This is a genomic window from Streptomyces sp. NBC_00659 (assembly GCF_036226925.1).
Classification (GTDB): domain Bacteria; phylum Actinomycetota; class Actinomycetes; order Streptomycetales; family Streptomycetaceae; genus Streptomyces.
Window position 1 is genome coordinate 8,564,396 of the sequence record NZ_CP109031.1, and the last position, 18,339, is coordinate 8,582,734.

Consider the following 18,339-nt stretch of genomic DNA (forward strand, 5'->3'; position numbering starts at 1 on the left):
CAGATCAGTCGCGGCTGACGGAGGGCGCGATGTCCTCGTGCCGCTCCATGGGCGCCACACCGGGTGCGGCGGCCCGAGCGGCGGCCCTGGTCGTGGGCTTGCCGCAGAACGCGGGCTCCAGGGCGCGGTACATGGTGTTGAGCACAGTGGTGTTGTTGGAGGTGTTGGCCAGGGCGGTGAGGCTGCGCTTGCCGTCCTTCGTGGTGAAGGCGTACGTGTAGTAGCCCTGCACGGTGCCGGTGTGCCCGTAGACCGAGATCCCGCACGACAGCTCGCGGCGGCGCAGGCCGAGGCCGTAGGACGTGGTGCTGTTGACCCGCGTCCACTTCGTCATCTCGGTGAGCTGGGCGGCGGACATGAGCTTGCCGCGCAGCAGCGCGGAGAAGAAGGTGTCCAGGTCGTGCGGCGTGGAGATGACGGCGCCCGCGCTCTGTGCCCAGGAGGCCGTCTGTTTGGTGGAGTTCACCAGAGCCGCCCCCGCCGTGTCGGGCGTGAGGTAGCCGTTGGCGTGGCGGCCCGGGATCGCGGTGTCGGGGTGGACGTAGAAGGTGCCGGTCAGGTTCAGCGGGGTGAAGATGCGCTTTCGGTACTCGGCGGCGACGGTGTGCCCGGTCAGCTTCTCGATCAGCATGCCCGCGACGACGAAGTTGGTGTTCGAGTACGCGTAGGCGGCCCCCGGCGCGTTGGTGCGCGGTTTCGCCAGCGACAGCTTCACCAGGTCGCGGTAGCCGAACACCTTGTTGCGGACCGTTTCGAAGCCGGAGACGGACCGGGCGAACATGTCGTTGGTGTAGTCGTACAGGCCGCTGCGATGGCTCAGCAGGTGCCGCACGGTGATCCTGTCGTCGGGCAGCAGGCCCGGCAGATAGGTGTTGACCGGCTTGTCGAGCTTCAGCCTGCCCTCGTCGACGAGCTGGAGCAGCACCACGGCGGAGAAGGACTTGGTGACGCTGCCGACGCGGAACCGGTCGTTCGTGCTGATGGTCCGTCCGGTGGCGCGGTCGTCGACCCCCTCGACGAGCCGGTGCACCGTGCCGTTGTCGTCGATTCTCGCCATCGCGCCGGGTGCTCCCTGACCGCGTGCCGTACGCAGGATCGTCCGCAGGCCCGCCTCGTCGGGTGCTGCGGCGGCGGCCACCGCGGTCCGTTCGCCGCCGGAGCGGTGCGTGCCCGCCGGCGCCACGGCCTGTGCCGGCCCCGCCAGCAGGGACACCACGACCGCGCCCAGCGCCGTCCCCGTAACCGCCGTTGCTGAGACCATCTGCTTCTCCCGAGTGCCATCTGCCGGTCCGACGTCCCGGCCCGGACCGCGCCGCGGATGCGGGCGACGGCACCATCTGTACGCGCTGACGGGGCGCGCGGGTTGCAACGCCATGGGGATGCAGCGGAAACAGGGCGACGGAATCGGCGAATTGGCGGAAAGCAGCACGCCGGGCCCACCCGGTCCGTACGGCGGACGGGAAGTGCCGGACGAGCCCAGGGGGGAGGGGAGCTGACGCCGGTTCAGCCGCCGAAGAGCTGGGTCCAGTACGTGCCCGCCCTGCTGCCGCCGGCCAGGCCGATGCCTATGTGGGTGAAGTCCGGCTTGAGGATGTTGGCGCGATGGCCGGGACTGTCCATCCAGCCGCGGACCACCTCGGCGGGGGAGCGCTGTCCGCAGGCGATGTTCTCGCCGATGGCCCGGTGGGCGGAGCCCGCCGCGGCGGCGCGGTCCCACGGTCGGCTCCCCTCGGGGGAGGTGTGGGCGTAGAAGTCGCGGGCCACCATGTCGGCGCTGTGGGCCTGGGCCGCGGCGGTGAGCGTCGCGTCGGCGGCGAGGGGCGGCAGCCCGGCCGAGGCCCTTTCGGTGTTGGTGAGCGCGATGACCTCGCGCGTCGTCCGGTCCAGGCCCGCCGGGCTGAACGGCCGGGCCCACAGCGCCGTCCAGTACAGCTCGCCCGTGCGGGCGTCGGGGACGCCGGCCAGTCCCGCCTGGTCGAAGGCGGGATCGCACAGCGTGCGCCGTGACGGCTCGGCGGAGAGGCAGTACTCGACGAATTCGTGCGGGGTGCGCGGGCCGGAGACCAGATGTTCGCCGATGGTCAGGTACGGGTAGCCGGCCGCGATGACGCGCTGGTAGACGGAGACGCCGTCAGGGCCCTCCGAGGCGAGCGTGGCGCGAGCCGCCATGGCGGCGGCGTGGCCTCGCGCGGCGGCGGTCAGCCGGGAGTCGAGGCGGACGGGCGGGGAACCGGCGGCGGCGCGCGCGGAGTTCACCGGCCCCAGGAATCCGTCGGGGTCGGGGCCGACTCCGGGCGCCCCCGGCGATCCGCCCCGGGCAGCCGCGCCCGGCCGCCGGGTGCCCGGCGCGACGCCCGGCGCGGAGCCCCGTGCGAAGGCCGGCCCCGGACTCGGCACCCTCGGTGCCCTCATGGGCCGCCCGCCGCCCACCCCATAGGGGCCGTCGGGCGCCGACGCGCCGCCCGACGGCGCGCTGTCCTCGGTGACATCGACCCCGAAATCCCGCGCGACGCCCGCCAGCCCGTCGGCGTACCCCTGCCCGAGGGCACGGAGTTTCCAGGCCGTACCGCGCCGGTACAGCTCGGCGAGCAGCAGCACGGTCTCCCGCTCCGGCCGGGGCGGGGTGAACCGGGCGAGGACGCGGCCGTCCGCCGAGGTGACCTGAATCGTGGGGGAGGGCAGTCGCCCCAGGGGAGTCGTGAGGTCGGTGGGGCTGACGACGACGGTGACGCGGGACGCTCCGGTCCTCAGCCGCGGCGGATCGACGGTGAGCCGGCCGCCGTCGAGACGGACACCGGGTGCGGCCGGCTGGTTGTAGAACACGAAATCGCCGTCGCCGCGCACCTTGCCGCTGTCGTCGGTGATGAGCGCGGACACGTCGAAGGGGCCGGGGACCCTGAGGGTCAGGGTCCCGTCCGGCAGGGGCGCGTTGCCCCCGGGAACCAGCTCGCTCATGCCGCCGCCCGTCGAGGTCGTGATCCGTGCCCCCGCGCCAGGGATGCGGAGCACGGGCCGTCGACCGCTCAACGGACCGCCTGTGGCCTACGGTTCCCGCGACCGGCGCGGGACCTGGCCGGGGTCGCCCTTGACGGGGGCAAGGGGTGGGCGGAGCGACCCGGAGGGTACCGCCGAGCGCAGCGAGCGCAGGGCGAGCAGCATGACGCCGATGTCGTCCAGGTAGACGGGGTCGGGCAGCAGGTCGGTCGGCAGCACGAGATAGGCGACGGCGCCCCAGAACACCCAGCGGGATCCGGTCGGCAGTCCGGCCCGCCGCAGGTCACGGCGGGCGCGTACGAGCCGGAGCAGGAGCACCAGCGCCACCGCGAGCGCGGCGGCCGCGAGTACGGCGACGATGACGAGGACCACGGTCCACGAGGTCGAATCCATGTGTCCGTCCAGAGATGTCGTCGGGTGCGCTTCCTTCCCGTGTGCCCGCTCGTGCCCAGGCTAGTGCCGCCTGGCAGCGCTGTCCGGGCACGCGTTCTCTCAGCGCCGGGTGTCGCGGCGGCAGATGACGAAGTCGTCGAAGACATGCCGGCCGGGACGTGATCCGATGGACTCGACGGCCCTGCGGACGTCCATGAGCTGATCCGTGGTCATCTGGAGCGGCGGCTCGTCGGGCTGGTAGGTGGTGCGCACGGGGTAGTCCCGTCCCGGTTCCCGGGTCATCTCGATGTGGCAGCCGAGTACGTGGGTGACGGGGCGGTGCCCGCAGAAGTCGATCAGCCGGTCGACGGTGCGGGTGAAGGCCGGCCAGTCCTCGACGTACAGGCGTCCGGGATAGACCGTGTCGCCGGTGAGCAGGATCCCGGTCCAGGGGTCGAAGAACGTCACCGCGGCCTCGTGGTGCCCGGGTGTGGCCAGGCATTCCAGCACCCGGCCGCCGAGGTCGACCCGCGCGACGGCGTCGGGATCGTCGTGGAACCCGAAGAAGTCCCAGGCACTGTCGAGGGCCGCGTTCACGACCTCGGTGCCGGGACGGCCGGTGAACTGGCCGTCCCCGGCGATGTGGTCGCCGTGCGGATGGGTGTGCAGCACCAGCAGCCCGTAGTCGTCACGGGGGTGCGCGGCCAGCCAGGAGTCCATCACCCGGTCGACGACCCGGCGCAGCGGGAAGTGGTCGGCCGAGGCCGTGGCGCCCGTGTCGATCAGGACGGCTCGCGCGGTCCCGAACAGCAGGAACATGAAGGGCGCTTCGTAGTCGATCGCCATGTTCTGGCGAAGGATCACCGTGTGCTCGTCGTAGGCGTGGACCTGGATGTCGGGGTCCGTGTTGTGCTTGGCCGAGGGCGAGCCGTGGATCCACCGCACGTCGAGCTGTGCGGCCGCCGCGAAATCGTCGCCTCCGGGGGCGCTGTCGGTCTTCTGCCCGGCACTGTCCACGCTGTCTCCTCGGACTCGGTCCTGCCGGGCCACGGCAGGGCCCGGGACCTCAGTTTCGCGGGTGGGCGTGGTCGATGAGCGCCTGGGACACCGCACGGATGCTCCGGGCGATGTGCTGGAGCTGCATCACCTCGGCGGCGTACATCTTGATGGAGTGCTCGATCACACCCTCCGCCAGGCCCAGGCCGGGCAGCTCGGAGCGGGCGGTCTGCAGCGCCGTACGGGCGACCCGTATCTCCTGCTGCACCTGAAGGTGCGCGTGGCGGGCGAGCAGGACGGGGTGCTTGTGCAGGACGGGGTAGCTCGCGTAGCGGCTCGGTACCAGCTCGCGCAGCCATTTCACCGCCGATCGCTCCCAGTCGAAGCTGCCGGGGGTCTTGACCTGGCACGGCCAGTCCGAGGTGATCGGTGAGTACGTCAGGGCCATGTTCATCGCTTCCGGATTACGTCGGCGGGGGACTCTGGGGGCGGCCCCGGAATAGGGGGACCGGGGCCGCCACCACGGGTCTCGCAGGCGAGACCCGCTCGAACACCCGGGACCCGATGCGGGTAGGAGCGGACGGCCCCCGGTGCTCATGGGTCGTGACCTGGAATCCTCCGGGGCACGATCCGAAAGAAGTATTTATATATGCCGCCGGAAGCGCAAGGGCATGAAAACATTCATGCGTGCTTTGTTGTGAATGATCCCGTGATGCCGTGGTGAGAGGGGGTACGGGAGAGGTCGCCGCGTGGGACCGGAGCCCCTCCTCGTGACAGCGGGGGCTTCCTCCGCCGGTACCGGGGGCCGAGGCCCGCCCCGGCCGGGTCAGTCCCGCAGGAAGAACTGGTGCTGCTCGGCGACGTGCTCGTACTCCTCCAGGCGCGCCTGGGTGCGCTCGGGATCGGCGTCGGTCATGGCCTGGAGCAGGGCCGCCGACAGCACCACGGGCGCCGCGTAGGAGTCGAAGACGAGCCGGGAACCGGTCCCGGTGGCGAAGGTCACGTCGGCCTCGTCGGCCAGCGGGCCCAGCCCGAGGTCGGTGACCAGGGCCACCCGCAGGCCCGCGCTGCGCGCGACCCGCATGGCCGTGAGCGTCTCCTGGGCGTGCCGGGGCATCCCGAAGGCCAGGACCCAGGTGCCGCCCGCCGCTCGCGACTGGAGCAGCGCGTCGTAGGAGACCGAGCCGCCGCGGGTCACCACCCGCACGTCCGGGTGGATACGGCGGGCCGCGTAGGCGAAGTACTCGGCCAGCGAGCCGGAGATCCGCAGCCCGAGGACCGTCAGCGGCGCCGACTCCGACAGGGCCCGGCCGACCCGGATGATCTGGTCGGGATCGGTGAAGTCCCGCCGCAGGTTCTCCAGGTTCTCGATCTCGGCGTCCACCGCGGCCTGGAGCTCGTTGCTCGTGACCTCGGCGGGGGTTCCCGGTGTGCTGCTGCTCAGGGTGTTGAGCGCGATGGCCTGGAGGTTCTCGCGCAGGGCGGGATAACCGCTGAAGCCCACGGCCGCCGCGAAACGGGTCACGGAGGGCTGGCTCACCCCCACCCGCTCGGCGAGGTCGGTGATCGACAGGAACGCTGCCTCGGTGAGGTGCTCGATCAGGTACTGGGCGATGCGCCGCTGACCAGGGGAGAGCCGGGGTCCGTCGAAGAGCTCCCTGAGCTGGGACGTGGGAGCCACGCCCGCCTCGGGTGCCGTCTTTCCCGAGGTGATCGCGGATGCCTGGGCGCGTGCCTGCTGCGGCGATGGCACCGGTGCGCCTCCTTCATGTCCCACGAGAACTCAACATAGCTCACGGACCTTTCTGACCTGGGCCGGTATGCGCGCAACCAATGCGTGCGTTCCCTGTTTCGCGTGGGATCGCGGGGTACTCGAACAACTGTCACGACGTGCTCGTCCGCGGGCGCGCGTGTCTGTTCGCCGACGCGAGGGAGAGGGTTTTCATGAGCGTGCAACAACTGCCCGCGTCAACGGTTCACGTGATGCTCGGGGACTGTTCCGCGGCCGACGCCAAGAGTGTGCTCGGTGTCCTGTGCGGCCGCTTCGCTGCGGACCGGGAAGGGGCGGACCAGCCCCACGAGTCCGAGAGCGGCAGGCCGACGGTGTGGACCGTGCTGTTCGACACCGCCGGTGATCCCAGCCGCAGGGCGGGGCCTGTCGTGGAACTTTCGGGGCAGCCGATCGTGGAGGCACAGGGTGGCCCCCAGGCGACACAGCGTCTGCGGGAGGTCCTCGGTGCCGCCTTCTCCGTGCACGAGCTGGGCACGGAGGCCGGTGACCAGGAGGTTCAGATGAGGCTGCGACTGGATTCGAGTACGGCGCACGAGACGCGGTCCGTGTGAACGCCGGGTCGGTGGCCCGCGAAGGAGAGATCGGCGCCCGCCGTGCGGCGACCGGTTCCGCGCGTGAGGGCGCGGCCCGCGCGGGGCTGACCGCCCGGGGGGTGATCTACGTCCTGGTCGGCGTGCTGGCCCTGCGTATCGCCTTCGGCGACAGCGGCGGGCGGCAGGCGGACCGGGGCGGTGCCCTTCAGGAGATCGCCACGAAGCCGTTCGGCGCGGCCCTGCTGTGGGCTCTCGGCGCCGGGCTCGTGGGCATGGCGCTGTGGCGGCTGTCCGAGGCGTTGTTCGGCGCCGCCGGACAGGACGGCGGCAAGGCGGGCAAGCGCCTGATGGCGGCCGGGCGGTGCGTGTTCTACGGATTCGTCGCCTACTCCGTGCTGGCCTTCGCGGCCGGCTCGCGCGGCAGCGGTTCGGGCGACCGGCAGTCCCGGGACGTCACGGCCAAGGCGCTGGGCATGCCCGGTGGCCAGTGGATCGTCGGTGCCGCCGGGGCGGGCCTGGTCGTCGCGGGCGTCTGGATCGCCGTACGGGCCGTGATGCGCAAGTACCACAAGCACCTCAAGCTCGGTGAGATGTCGCGGCGGGTCCGCGGGGCTGTCGACACGACGGGAGTCGGCGGCGGGGCCGCGCGCGGTGTGGTGTTCGCGGCGGCGGGTGCCTTCGCCGTCCGGGCCGCCGTGGAGTACCGGCCCGACCAGGCCAAGGGGATGGACGGCACGCTGCGGTCCTTCGCCGGAACGCCGATGGGCCCGTGGCTGCTGGCCTGCGTCGCCGCCGGCCTCGTCCTGTTCGGGCTGTTCTCGTTCGCGATGGCACGGTGGCGCAGGGTGTGAGGCACCGGATGGGCCGGATCGCGTGTCCGGCCGGCGCCGCGAGGGTGCCTCCGCCGCCGCGCGGCGGCGGAGGAGGCACCCCGATGTGGACCGGTCAGGGCTGCGCGGTGAGTGCGAAGCTCTGGGCGGCCGATCCGTCACAGCCGCGCTGGGTGAGCTGCACGCTGTTCGCGGCGGATGCCGCCGCGCTCAGGCACTTGCCGCTGTGCCGGGCGACGAAGTGATAGCGCCCGCTGCTCTCCTTCACCGGCTGCCACTGCTGGTTCTGGCCGTTCGACCAACTCCACAGTTGCAGCGGCGCGTTGTCGGCCGTCGAGCGGTCGGTGACATCGACGACCTGCTGAGGATTCATCCGCAGCGCGATCCGGGTGTAGCCGCTGTCCGTCGAACGGAACTGGAACTGCTGTGCCTGCGTGCCGTTGCAGGTGTACTGCTGGACCGCGGTCCCGTTCGCCGTGCCGGCCGAACGGGCGTCCACACAGGTGCCGTTGCCCGAACCGGCCAGGGAGTACCAGGCGGTCTCCGAGATCGGGTCCGTCGGTGGCACCGGCGTGTCAGCCCCGCCGAGCCACTTGAGTCCGTCCAGCAGGAACCGGTTCTGGGCCGTACTGGCGAACGTCGACGACAGCGTGGTGTTCGTCGCGTAGTCCATCGCGTTGTGGCCGAAGTTCGCGTACAGCATCCGGTACTTCGTGTTGGTCCACAGAACCGGGTAATAGCCGCTGTACCAGGTCTGGTTCGGGTCAGTGCCCAGCGGGAAGCTGCTCGGGTCGACCGAGGCGAGGACGCGGATGTCCGGGTTCTGCCGCAGGTCGTTCGACCAGCTGTACCACTCGCTGACCGACGAGGTGAACGTGGCCGGCAGGTTCACGGTGGAGGGATGCGCCCGGTCCTCGGCCTTCAGGACGGCGGTCGTCGGCCCCCAGGTGTTGGACGTGAAGTTCCCGCTGCCCAGGAACTGGTTGTGGTACCAGGACCAGCTCTGCGCGTCGGTGGTGAAGGCGGAGACATGGAAGCCCATCCAGCCGCCGCCGGCGCGCATGTACTGCTCGAAACCGGCGCGTTGGGCCGAGGTCTGCGGCAGGTCGTCGAGGAACAGGACGACTTGGTACGCGTTCACGCCCCCGTTGCCGAGCAGGTCCCAGTTGTTGCTGGCCGTGTAGGTGAAGCCGTTCGCCGCGGCCTGCTTCGGGAACCAGTCGTTGGCCTCGTGGACGAAACTGATGTGGGCCGCGTCCCAGGTGCCGTTGTAGAGGGCGAGCACCTTGAACGGGGCCGCCGTGGCGCTCGCGTGCGCGGCCGGCGGAGCGGCGAGGCCGAGCAGGGTCGCCAGCAGGACGAGGACCCGCAGGACACCGCGCGCCGGTGGGGACTGGCTGATGCGCATCCGGTTCTCCTTCCCGTACGTGTCAGGGGTGGTCGTCACGGGTAGCTGACCAGGTTGGCGACGTTGGTGGAGGAGTTGGAAGGACCGCCCCGGTCGTTGACGACGTGCCGGATGGTGCCCGTACCGCCGAGGGAGACGGTCACCATGTCCTTGAAACGCACGTTCGCGTTGACGGGCGCCTCGATGGCGCGCTCCGCGGCGACGGCGGGGTTGGCGTTGAAGTAGCAGTAGCTGCCGAAGCCGTACACCTCATGGCTGGTCACGGAGGGCGCGACCTTGTAGGCGGCGTAGCCCTGCGTCGAACCGTTCGTCCACGCCGCCTGGCTGGGCGGGTCGTAGGGCATCTCGTTCTGGTAGAAGTACGTGCGGCCGCCGTTGCCGTTCCAGACGGTCTGGTACTTCTGGTAGTGCTCGACGAACAGCCCGTACATGGTCACGTCGTCGCCGTTCACGACCAGGCCGGTGTCGGCCGTGTTGCTGGTCCAGCCGACTCCGCTGCCGTGGTCCGCGCGCCACAGCCACAGGTGGTCGCCGATGACGTCGTCGCTGTTGACGGTCAGGCTGGTGGTGGCCTTGCCGACGCCCGCGCCGCCGACGCGGAAGAACACGTCGTGCAGGGAGCTCGGGTTTGCGCTGTGGTCCGCGGAGGAGCCGCTCGGTCCCATCTCCAGCAGTTGCGCGGAGTTGGTCGTGCCCGCGTCGATCAGCAGCCCGGCGAGCCGGACACCGTTCACGTCGGCGACCGTCATGGCGGTGATGCCGTTGTCGGGGACGAGGGTGGCCAGACCGAGGCCCAGGACCACGGTGTCGGCCCGGGTGACCCTGAGCGTCTGGTCGAGGTGGTAGACGCCCGGCGTCACCAGCAGGTTCTTGCCCTGGGCCAGCGCGTCGTTCAGCTGGGCCGCCGTCGCGCCCGGCTTCACCACGAAGAAGTCGGACAGCGGCAGGGACGAGCCCGCAGGAGTGCCCGAACTCCATGTCGTGCCGCTGGAGTTGGTACGTACGGACGGGACGAACACCTTCCAGGCGCCCGCCGCGTCGACGTACAGGAAGGGCTTCTCGCGGGAGACCGGTGTCTGGCCCACCGTCGTGTACGGAGGGTTCGGGAAACTGTTCGCGGGGGCGTTCTTCGCGCCGACGAACACCATGTTCCAGTTGGAGCCGGTCCAGTTCGACCATTCGGTGTTGCGCGACAGCCACTGCTGCTGCGAACCGGAGTTGACCTGGCCGTCGATCTTCGTGTCGGCCATGTAGCCGCCGCTGGACCAGCCGCCGTCGTCCAGCGCCAGGTTGCCGCGCAGATGCATACGCCGGTAGGGCGCCGCCTGCGACACCGCCCAGCGGTCCGTGCCGGACGGGGGAGTCACCGACAGGTTCTCCGCCGAACGCCAGAAGTTCTGGGTCGCGTTGCCCTGGAACCAGTCCGCCTCGGCGTGCACCGAGCCCCGGATGTCGACGTCGTCGGGGGAGAGGCCCAGACCCGCGACCTGGGTGTAGAAGCCGACGTTCGCGTTGGCGCTGTAGGTGCCGGGCTTGAAGAGGAAGGCCTTCCGGGCGGTGCCGAACTGGTTGGTCTCCTGCTGGGAGAAGGCCGAGTCGAGGCTGCTCTGGATGGTCGCGGCCGGGGTCGACGGGTCGAAGACGGTGACGTTCGGGCCCAGGTCCGGTGTCCCCGGAGGCTGTTGCGTGTCCACCGCGTCGACATGGAAGGACTGGGCCGCCGTGCCGTTGCAGGTGTACTGCTGGAGCTGCACGCTGTCGGCGGTGGAGGCACTCGGCACATCGAGGCACTTGCCGCTGTTGCGGTTCACGAAGTGGTAGGCGCCGCCGGCCTCCGCCACGGCCTGCCACTGCTGGTTGCTGCCGCCGCCGTACGCCCACAGCTGCACCAGCGCGCTGTCCGCAACCGAGACGTCGGTGACGTCCCAGGCCTTGGTGCTGTCGGCCCGGTTGTCGACCTGGGAGTACCCGCCCGACGTGGCGGCGAACTGCCACTGCTGGGCCTGGCTGCTGTTGCAGGCGTACTGCTGGACGGCGGTTCCGTCGGCCGTTCCGGCGGCGCGGGCGTCGACGCACTTGCCGCTGCCCGCGTTGACGACGGTGGCCCAGCCCGTCGGCACCGCGGCCGCCTGCGCGAGCGCGTCGTCCCGGGCGGCGGCGCTCTGCGCGGTGGCGGTCAGGCCCGACACGGTCGTCGCCATGAGCGCGGTCACCGTGAGCAGCCTGGCCGTTCGACGGCGCCCGGATCTTCTTCGGGATCCGGACAGGGGGAATCTGGACATGCTGGACACTCCTGAACTGGTGGGGGGTTCATGTCCGTGAACATCGAATGCATTCATGGAGGTGTGGTGATCGGTGAACCTAAAGGTCTGCACCAAAGACGTCAAGATATGAAACAAAGAACCCTCTCAAATGGCCAGTCCTCAACCGGAGTTGAAGAGACGACGGCTGGAGGGTCCCTGAACTCGGCTCTGTTGCAGGCCTGTTCACCAGCGAGATGTGGCGCGTTGCCGCTTCGGGAGGCGATTCACTTCTTGAAGCCTCGTCACAACCGCCGCCTGACGCGGGACTACGAAGCCCTGCCGCAGTGGTTCGCCCACAGCACTGTGAACGTTGATCAGGCCGTCAACTCTCATGGGGCGCACGCTAATCTCGGAGATGTGAACGCTCCCGCACCCATCGGTCCGCCGGAAGTTCTCGTGGCGCTCGGCGCGTCGTTCCGGCTGCGCGAGCACCCTGACGTCACCAGCCCCGCAGAAGTGTGCGCCGCGTTGGGCGTTCCCCTGGAGCGGACGGTCAAGACCCTGGCATTCGTCACTCCCGGGGACCGCCTCCTGCCGGCGGCCGTGCCCGGTCATGCGCGACTGCGGTACGGCGCCCTCGCCCGCGCCGTCGGCATCCGGCGCGGTGACCTGTCTCCCGCAGGCACCGAGCGGTTGACGAGGGCGGGGATGCGGCCGGGCGGGGTGTGCCCCGTGTCCGCGGACCGGACCGCGATGGTCGTGTTCGACGAGGCGGTCGGCGGCCTGGGCCTGGTGCACCGCGGCAGAGGTCGGCCCGGCAGCAGCATCGAGATCGAGGCGGCGGAGTTGACGGCCGCCGTCCCGGCTGCCTCCACGGCGCGGATCGCCGGACTCCCGGCGGACAAACCCGCATGATCGTCCGCGACGCCGCAGCCGCGGACGCCGAAGACATCTACCGTCTGCTGAGCGGGTTCGTGACGAGCTACCGGCCCGACCGGACGGTCTTCGACGACGTCACGTTCCCCGGGATCATCGAGGCCGCCGCAGGGGGCAGAGCCGAGTTCCTGGTCGCCGAGCAGGACGCGCGCGTGGTGGGGTATCTGCTCGCGCTGCGCCTGCCGACCCTTTTCGCCGGGGGAACGGTCCTCGAACTGCTGGAACTCACCGTGGACGCACCCCTACGCGGCCGCGGTACGGGTTCCGCGCTGATCCGGGCCGCGCAGACAAGGGCCCGAGAGGCGAATGACGTCGAGGTGACCGTGCCGACCCGCAGGGCGGCCGCCTTCTACCGGGGGCTTGGATTCCACGAGACCGCGGTCCATCTCAAGTGGTCCACCGCCTGATCGCACCCCTGCGCTGATGGAGGCGCCGGCCGTGTACGGGTGGGCCGTCGACCACGGCGGCATCCCTCTCGCCCGTACGCTGCCGACGTCCTCGCCGTCCCTGTCGACCGGCTCGTCACCGGGCCAGGCCATCCGGACGACGAAGTCTTCCCAGCCGGTCAGGTTCTCAGCGGCCCACGCGCCGAGCGCGAGTCTCGACAGACAGCCCGACACCACCACCAGGACTGTTGATGCTCCTATTGCTCGTCAGTGCTTGGGTCTACCGTCTCAAGTGCGCGGTCGGCTTCCGGGGGTTCCAGCCCTGAACGAATGGTTTCATCCCCGGCCTGTCTGAGGGCGGCTCGGAGACTCGTCCGGGACCTAACCGACGGCCGGGCTTCGTCGATGGCCACGAGATGACCTGCCGGCGCCGACCGCGTGCCCCCTCTCCCATCGGTGTGGGCGGACACACGCTTTCCCACTGTGCTGGTGGGATGCAGGGGTGTGCTCGGGGGCGTTCACCTGGGTTCATGGGCGGTTGGGCGCACACTAAGGCTGTCCCGTGATCCAACAGCGGCCTTCGCCCCCGGCTCTTCCCGTGGCGTGTAGTCGGTTAGGTCGCCGGGCCCGGCCCACGTCGGTGCTGGGGAGACCGCTTCCGTGGGCGCTCTCCCCGGCTGTGTTTCACACGGTGAGGTGCTGCTTCGCACCGGAGCCGGTGGCGGGCTCGGTGGCGATGCCGTGCTGCTCGTCGTCGGGGCGGCCCTTCTTGGGCAGCAGGAAGGTGATCGCGAGGAACGCCGTCAGCAGGCACGCCTGGACGATCAGCGCGCGGTGGAATCCGCCGGTGAAGTCACCGGTCTTGGCCTGGGCGAAGAAGACCGAGCCGAAGACCGCGACGCCGATGGAGCCGCCGATGGCCTGCACGGCCGACAGGACACCGGAGGCGGATCCGATCTCGTCGTCGTCGACCGCGGCCAGGATGAAGCTGAACAGGGCGGCGATCACCATGCCGGCGCCGATGCCCGCCACCGTCACGCCGGGAACGATGTCCCAGATCGAGAACGAGGCGGCATCGAGGCCGTCGAGCTCGAACCACAGCACGGCCGCGCCGGCCAGCTGGACCAGCGGTCCGATCTGGAGCACCTTGCGGCCGATCTTGTCGGCGAGGAACGCGCCGCTGACGGCGCCGCCGATCGCGGTTCCCACTGCGAGGGGCAGGTTGCCCAGTCCTGCGTCACCGGCGGTGAAGTGCCGGCCGATCTGGAGGAACAGGGTCAGGACGAGCTGGGTGCCGATCAGTCCGCCGAAGAACAGGGCGATGCCGCCGAGGCCGACGGTGAAGGCCGGCTTGCGCAGCAGGCCCGGGGTCACCAGCGGCTCGCGGCCCGCGGCGGCTGTACGGCGCTGCTGAAGGGCGAAGAGAGCGAACCCGATCACCGAGGCGGCCATGGACAGCCACGTCCACAGTGGTCAGCCCTCCTCCTGCCCCTGGTTGAGCGGCAGCACCAGCAGGGCACAGGACACCACGACCAGGGCGGCGCCGGTCATGTCGACCCGTACCGTGCGATCGCCCGCCTTCTTGGGCACGAACTTCGCGGCGACGATCAATGCCGCGATCCCGATGGGCAGGTTGATCAGGAACACCGACCGCCAGCCCAGGCCGAAGAAGTCACCCTCGATGAGGAAGCCGCCCAGGACCGGGCCGATGATGCCGCCCAGGCCCAGGACGGGTCCGAAGATCGCGAAGACCTTGGTGAGCTCGGGGCCGGAGAAGTTCTCCCGCAGCAGGCCCAGGCCCTGGGGCAGCAGCATCGCTCCGGCGGTGCCCTGCAGCAGGCGGTAGGCGATCAGTGACTCGATGTTCGGCGCGATCGCGCACAGCAGGGAGCACGCAGTGAAGGCCGCCAGGCCGATCAGGAACATTCTGCGTCGGCCGTAGCGGTCGCCGAGCCGGCCGCCGAGCACGAGCCCGGCACCCAGGGTGAGGGCGTAGCCGCCGATCACCCATTGCAGTCCGACGGAACCGGCACCGAGGGATCTCTCCAGGTCCGGTCCGGCGACGTTGACGATCGAGGCGTCCAGGAGATCCATGATCTCCGCGACGATCATCACCACCAGGATCAGCCATCGCCACCGGTAGGGCTCGGTCGTCTTGTCAGGGGTGGGGGACGGGTCACGCACGCCAGATACCTCCATGGTGAAGTAATTCCACCATGAAGGTAAAGTGGTGACGGTAGGTTGTCAAAGTGGAGTGACCGCGCGGACCGTGCGGCAGGAGAGAAGGTGGAGGGTCGGCATGGAGGAAGCTGTGCGCGACGGCGTCGCGGAGCAGCGTGAGCGGCTGATGGAGTCGCTGAGGATCTACGGCGGCCACTACGCCGAGCTCAGCCGGCGCTTCGCCACCTGGCTGGGCCTGCACTTCACGGATGCGACCGCGGTCCTGGAGATCGCCGCCGCCGAGGAGCGCGGCACCCCCCTGTCGCCGGCGCGGCTGAGCGAGCGGATCTCCCTGTCCACGGGCGCCACCACCGCGCTGCTGAACCGCCTCGAAGCGGCAGGGCACATCACGCGGGCCCGCGAGCACTCCGACCGGCGCATCGTCACGCTGCGCAGCGGCGGGCACATCCAGGAACGGGCGGACGAGTTCTTCGGCCCGCTCGCCGGCCGCCTCGATGCCGCGATGTCCCCCTACCCGCCACAGCTCCTGGAACAGTTCGAGCAGTTCATGGCCGATCTGAACGCCACCATGGACGCCCACCTCGCCGAGCGGAGCCCGGTGACACCGTGCCCCCCGGCGTCCTCGGGGACCGCCGGCGCCAGATGATCGATTCCAAGCCGTCAGTGGTCATAGGCAGTCAGCGACCGCATGACGGGCTGGCCGGTGTGCTCGTTGTGCCAGATGGCGGCGGGGCCAGTCGAGGGGGTTCTGTTCGACGTTGAGGACAACGGGTTCTGGCACGAGATCCGGGGTGAGCGTCCAGCTGATGGGACGGTGGCACTGGCAACCGCGCGGCATCAACTGGCGGAGGTGCCGGTACTGGTGCCCGTGTATGCCCACCGCTACTGCCGGCTGGGCGGGGAAGCTTTGGGCACCCGGTGCTCTCCATGTGGCAGACCGAGGTCATCTATTACGGCCTGGACCTGGTCGACTACATGCACCAGGAGTTCGACGAGGCTAGGGGCGAAGTCGACGAGAGCTGGAACCCGCGAGCGACGGTCCCCTTTTGGAAGAACTTGCTCTGACTCTTCGGAGAGCCTGCGCATACGGCGGGCGCCCTCAGCTTGGGAAGCTCAGGGCACGGCGTTCCGGAACGGCCGGACAGGTCGTGAGCGCGATGGTCGGCAGCGGAGCCGACTCACTCCGCTGCCGGGAAGGGAAGCCTGCGATCAGCCTTTGCCGTCTGCAAGGGCGCGCCCTGTGGCATGGGCGTGCGTTCACGTGGCACGCCCATGCCGTTCTGGTCGCCCCGCGTGGGCAGCCGTCCGGTCAGCCCGCGTCGAGGGCTTCGGTGATCTTGCGGGTCATCTCGGCCATGACGGGGCTGGGCTTGCCCTGGTGGGCCTGGGCGGCTTCGACCGCGACGAGGACGGTGCGGCGGAAGTTGTCGGCCTCGGCGGGGTCCTGCTCGCTCAGCAGGCCCATGGCCGCGGTCAGGGCCGGCAGCACACGATCGGCGATCTCGGCCGTGGACCGGCCCGCCAGGTCCTTGCCCTCGGGGTACACGGCGAGCACGTGGCCGACGAGGCCGGTAGCCGAGGCCAGGGCCGTGGAGCCGTTCTTGGCGATCTTGTGAGGCTTGTCGACGGCACCGGCGGCGGCAAGCAGCGTGACGGCGCCGTGGGCGGCGGTCCGCAGGGTGGTCTCGTCCTGCCCGGTCAGGGTGACGGACATGGTGGGTCTCCTCGGGGTGAAGGGCTGAAGCGATGAGGGAGGGGGAGCCGGTTCGGCCCCGTCAGTCGTCGATCGCCTGGTAGAGCGTGGTCCAGAAGTCGAGCATGATCCGGATTCCGTCCGGGACGGTCGCGCCGACCTGGGTGAGCAGGATGCCCGTGATCCCGTTGACAGGGTCGGCGTACGTCGACGTACCGCTTCCGCCGTCCCAGCCGAACTGGCTGACGGGCGCGTAGTCACCCTGGTAGGTCCGCACAGCCATGCCGAGGCCCCAGCCGCCGTGCTGGCCCTGGCCGAAGGAGATGTGCACGTTGTCGAGGGCCAACTCCTGCCGGGCGGCCTGCTGTTCGGGGGTGAGGCGGTTGGTGGTCATCAGTCGGACGGCGGGCCGGGACAGGATCCGCTCGCTGCCGTGCACGCCCTGGCCGAGGAGCATCCGGAAGTAGGCGTGGTAGTCGTCGGCGGTGGAGTTCAGCCCGCCGCCACCTCCCTGGAACGCGGGGGGCGCGCTGTGGCGTCCCGCGGCGGCCTCGTCCCACACCTGGAACTCGCCGGTCTGCGGGTCGGGGGCGTACAGCGGAGGGAGCCGGTGGATCTGGTCCGCGGGGACGTGGAACCCGGTGTCCTTCATGCCCAGCGGCTCGAAGATCCGCTCGCGCAGGAACGACTCGAACGACTGGCCGGTGACCCGGGAGACCAGAACGCCGACCAGGTCGCTGCTGATCTGGTACTGCCAGCGCTCTCCCGGCTGGTACATCAGCGGAAGCGAGCCGAGGCGCCGCATCCACTCGTCCGGCCCGGGCATCGGCACCGGTCCATTGGGCGTGATCCCCTGCTCGAAGACCGCGTTCATGATCGGCGTACCGATCACCGTCATATCCATGCCGAGCCCGAACGTGGAGGTCAGCACGTCCCGTACGGTGATCGGCCGACGCGCCGGCACGGTGTCGTCCACCGGGCTGCCGATCGTCCTGAGCACCTGGCGGTCGGCCAGCTCCGGCAGCCACTCCTCCACCGTGTCGTCCAGGCGCAGTCGGCACTCGTCGAGCAGGACCATCGCCGCCGCGATCGAGACCGGCTTGGACGTCGACGCCATCCGGAAGATCGTGTCCCGCCGCATCGGCGCGCCGCCGTCGTGCCGCATCGTCCCGAGGGCCTCCACATGCGTCTCGTCCCCCCTGCTGAACAGGGCGACCGCTCCCGGGATCCTGCCCGAGTCGACATGCCGGGCCAGCACGTCGCGCACTCTTTGCAGTCCCGTCTTGGAGAAGCCGTGGTGCTGGTCGGTGTGGCCGATGGACATGGCCATGGCTGTGTACTCCCTTGTCGATTGAGTGGTGTGTGGGGGCGATGTGTCAGCAGCCGAGCCGGTCGGCGATCACGTCCAGGACCTGCTTCAGATCGCGTGACATGCGTGTGCACAGGCCGATCTCGGCGATCCCGGGCGCGAACCCCTGATGGTCGGGGAGCACCCGGTGGACGCGATGGGTCACCCGGGCGCCTTCGGGGCAGGCGGTGACGGTGTGCACACCGGCGTACCAGCTCTGCACCGCCAGCCTGGACCGGGCCCGGTCCACCTGGATCTCCACCGGCTCCACCGGCCCGGCGTACTGGACGCGGTAACCGTCGGCGCCGGAGCCGGCCACGACGGTCATCGCCCCCTGCCGAGCGGCCGAAGCCCTGGCCAGCACCAGCAGGTTGTCGTCGCCGACCCGCCCCTCGGCGACGGTGAGCAGGAGCGCGGCGACCGCGCCGACGGGCGCGGCGAGCGCCCCTCGTACCTCCCACCGGGCGGGCAGCGCGTCCAGCTCGGCGAGCAGGGAAGGCGTGGTGTGCATGGCGAGAAGCTTGGGCGCGGGCGGCTCGTCCGGGACGGCACGTACCGCGGTCCCGGCACGGGGGCACCCCACCGGCACCCTGTTGACCTGCGCTGTCACACCACCGTACGACTGCC

Annotated in this window: 16 protein-coding genes and 1 pseudogene; 5 read left to right on the plus strand and 12 right to left on the minus strand. The window is 70.4% G+C overall.

What is annotated here, in order from left to right; genetic code table 11:
* Positions 1 to 4: 4 nt before the first annotated feature.
* The 6 genes from OG410_RS37375 to OG410_RS37400 form a co-directional block, all read right to left on the minus strand.
* Positions 5 to 1,261, minus strand: a complete 1,257-nt coding sequence (locus OG410_RS37375; protein ID WP_329303207.1) for a serine hydrolase domain-containing protein — start codon at positions 1,259 to 1,261, stop codon at positions 5 to 7.
* 242 nt (positions 1,262 to 1,503) lie between these two features.
* Positions 1,504 to 2,955 (minus strand): CAP domain-containing protein, encoded by a 1,452-nt coding sequence (locus tag OG410_RS37380; protein ID WP_329303208.1) that lies wholly within the window; start codon positions 2,953 to 2,955, stop codon positions 1,504 to 1,506.
* Between the two features lie 87 nt (positions 2,956 to 3,042).
* A complete protein-coding gene (locus OG410_RS37385; RefSeq protein WP_328673225.1) occupies positions 3,043 to 3,387 on the minus strand; it encodes a YkvA family protein in 345 nt (114 codons plus the stop codon).
* A gap of 99 nt (positions 3,388 to 3,486) precedes the next feature.
* A complete protein-coding gene (locus tag OG410_RS37390; RefSeq protein WP_329303209.1) occupies positions 3,487 to 4,383 on the minus strand; it encodes an MBL fold metallo-hydrolase in 897 nt (298 codons plus the stop codon).
* Positions 4,384 to 4,432: 49 nt separating this feature from the next.
* Complete coding sequence (locus tag OG410_RS37395) at positions 4,433 to 4,816, minus strand: hypothetical protein (RefSeq protein ID WP_443063842.1); 384 nt, start codon at positions 4,814 to 4,816, stop codon at positions 4,433 to 4,435.
* A 372-nt stretch (positions 4,817 to 5,188) separates the two neighbouring features.
* A complete protein-coding gene (locus OG410_RS37400) occupies positions 5,189 to 6,115 on the minus strand; it encodes a MurR/RpiR family transcriptional regulator (RefSeq protein WP_329303210.1) in 927 nt (308 codons plus the stop codon).
* A gap of 191 nt (positions 6,116 to 6,306) precedes the next feature.
* Between OG410_RS37400 and OG410_RS37405 the strand changes: the two genes are divergently transcribed.
* Both OG410_RS37405 and OG410_RS37410 read left to right on the plus strand, forming a co-directional pair.
* Positions 6,307 to 6,705: a hypothetical protein gene (locus OG410_RS37405; protein WP_329303211.1), complete on the plus strand. Its 399-nt coding sequence runs from the start codon at positions 6,307 to 6,309 to the stop codon at positions 6,703 to 6,705.
* 11 nt (positions 6,706 to 6,716) lie between these two features.
* Positions 6,717 to 7,538 carry a DUF1206 domain-containing protein gene (locus tag OG410_RS37410; RefSeq protein WP_443063843.1) on the plus strand — a complete coding sequence of 274 codons (822 nt, stop codon included), beginning with the start codon at positions 6,717 to 6,719 and terminating at the stop codon, positions 7,536 to 7,538.
* Between the two features lie 94 nt (positions 7,539 to 7,632).
* Here the strand turns inward: OG410_RS37410 and OG410_RS37415 are convergent, their stop codons facing one another.
* The gene (locus OG410_RS37415) at positions 7,633 to 8,925 is read right to left on the minus strand and encodes a ThuA domain-containing protein (RefSeq protein WP_329303213.1); all 1,293 of its coding nucleotides are present in this window, start codon (positions 8,923 to 8,925) and stop codon (positions 7,633 to 7,635) included.
* A 35-nt stretch (positions 8,926 to 8,960) separates the two neighbouring features.
* On the minus strand, positions 8,961 to 11,126 hold the full coding sequence (locus OG410_RS37420) for an RICIN domain-containing protein (RefSeq protein ID WP_329303214.1): 2,166 nt from the start codon (positions 11,124 to 11,126) through the stop codon (positions 8,961 to 8,963).
* A gap of 459 nt (positions 11,127 to 11,585) precedes the next feature.
* On the opposite strand from OG410_RS37420, the gene OG410_RS37425 reads away from it, so the two are divergent.
* Positions 11,586 to 12,083, plus strand: coding sequence for an aminoacyl-tRNA deacylase (locus tag OG410_RS37425; protein ID WP_329303215.1), 498 nt, complete (start codon positions 11,586 to 11,588; stop codon positions 12,081 to 12,083).
* Positions 12,080 to 12,511 (plus strand): GNAT family N-acetyltransferase, encoded by a 432-nt coding sequence (locus tag OG410_RS37430; RefSeq protein WP_329303216.1) that lies wholly within the window; start codon positions 12,080 to 12,082, stop codon positions 12,509 to 12,511. Before OG410_RS37425 ends, OG410_RS37430 begins: the two co-directional genes overlap by 4 nt.
* A gap of 663 nt (positions 12,512 to 13,174) precedes the next feature.
* Here the strand turns inward: OG410_RS37430 and OG410_RS37435 are convergent.
* A pseudogene (locus tag OG410_RS37435) lies at positions 13,175 to 14,689 on the minus strand (MFS transporter).
* A 100-nt stretch (positions 14,690 to 14,789) separates the two neighbouring features.
* Here OG410_RS37435 and OG410_RS37440 point away from each other — a divergent pair.
* Positions 14,790 to 15,317, plus strand: a complete 528-nt coding sequence (locus tag OG410_RS37440; protein ID WP_329303217.1) for a MarR family winged helix-turn-helix transcriptional regulator — start codon at positions 14,790 to 14,792, stop codon at positions 15,315 to 15,317.
* 663 nt (positions 15,318 to 15,980) lie between these two features.
* Here OG410_RS37440 and OG410_RS37445 read toward each other — a convergent pair.
* From OG410_RS37445 to OG410_RS37455, 3 genes are all read right to left on the minus strand, one after another.
* Positions 15,981 to 16,385: a hypothetical protein gene (locus tag OG410_RS37445; protein WP_329303218.1), complete on the minus strand. Its 405-nt coding sequence runs from the start codon at positions 16,383 to 16,385 to the stop codon at positions 15,981 to 15,983.
* 61 nt (positions 16,386 to 16,446) lie between these two features.
* On the minus strand, positions 16,447 to 17,694 hold the full coding sequence (locus OG410_RS37450) for a serine hydrolase domain-containing protein (RefSeq protein ID WP_443063844.1): 1,248 nt from the start codon (positions 17,692 to 17,694) through the stop codon (positions 16,447 to 16,449).
* A gap of 46 nt (positions 17,695 to 17,740) precedes the next feature.
* Positions 17,741 to 18,223, minus strand: coding sequence for a hypothetical protein (locus OG410_RS37455; RefSeq protein ID WP_329303219.1), 483 nt, complete (start codon positions 18,221 to 18,223; stop codon positions 17,741 to 17,743).
* Positions 18,224 to 18,339 lie beyond the last annotated feature (116 nt).

Bases quoted from the DNA above. Each gene is read 5' to 3' on its own strand.
- OG410_RS37380 (WP_329303208.1), bottom strand. From the start codon at position 2,955: ATGAGCGAGCTGGTTCCCGGGGGCAACGCGCCCCTGCCGGACGGGACC.
- OG410_RS37445 (WP_329303218.1), bottom strand. From the start codon at position 16,385: ATGTCCGTCACCCTGACCGGGCAGGACGAGACCACCCTGCGGACCGCC.
- OG410_RS37395 (WP_443063842.1), bottom strand. From the start codon at position 4,816: ATGAACATGGCCCTGACGTACTCACCGATCACCTCGGACTGGCCGTGC.
- OG410_RS37385 (WP_328673225.1), bottom strand. From the start codon at position 3,387: ATGGATTCGACCTCGTGGACCGTGGTCCTCGTCATCGTCGCCGTACTC.
- OG410_RS37415 (WP_329303213.1), bottom strand. From the start codon at position 8,925: ATGCGCATCAGCCAGTCCCCACCGGCGCGCGGTGTCCTGCGGGTCCTC.
- OG410_RS37455 (WP_329303219.1), bottom strand. From the start codon at position 18,223: ATGCACACCACGCCTTCCCTGCTCGCCGAGCTGGACGCGCTGCCCGCC.
- OG410_RS37450 (WP_443063844.1), bottom strand. From the start codon at position 17,694: ATGGCCATGTCCATCGGCCACACCGACCAGCACCACGGCTTCTCCAAG.
- OG410_RS37405 (WP_329303211.1), top strand. From the start codon at position 6,307: ATGAGCGTGCAACAACTGCCCGCGTCAACGGTTCACGTGATGCTCGGG.
- OG410_RS37440 (WP_329303217.1), top strand. From the start codon at position 14,790: ATGGAGGAAGCTGTGCGCGACGGCGTCGCGGAGCAGCGTGAGCGGCTG.
- OG410_RS37420 (WP_329303214.1), bottom strand. From the start codon at position 11,126: ATGGCGACGACCGTGTCGGGCCTGACCGCCACCGCGCAGAGCGCCGCC.
- OG410_RS37375 (WP_329303207.1), bottom strand. From the start codon at position 1,261: ATGGTCTCAGCAACGGCGGTTACGGGGACGGCGCTGGGCGCGGTCGTG.
- OG410_RS37430 (WP_329303216.1), top strand. From the start codon at position 12,080: ATGATCGTCCGCGACGCCGCAGCCGCGGACGCCGAAGACATCTACCGT.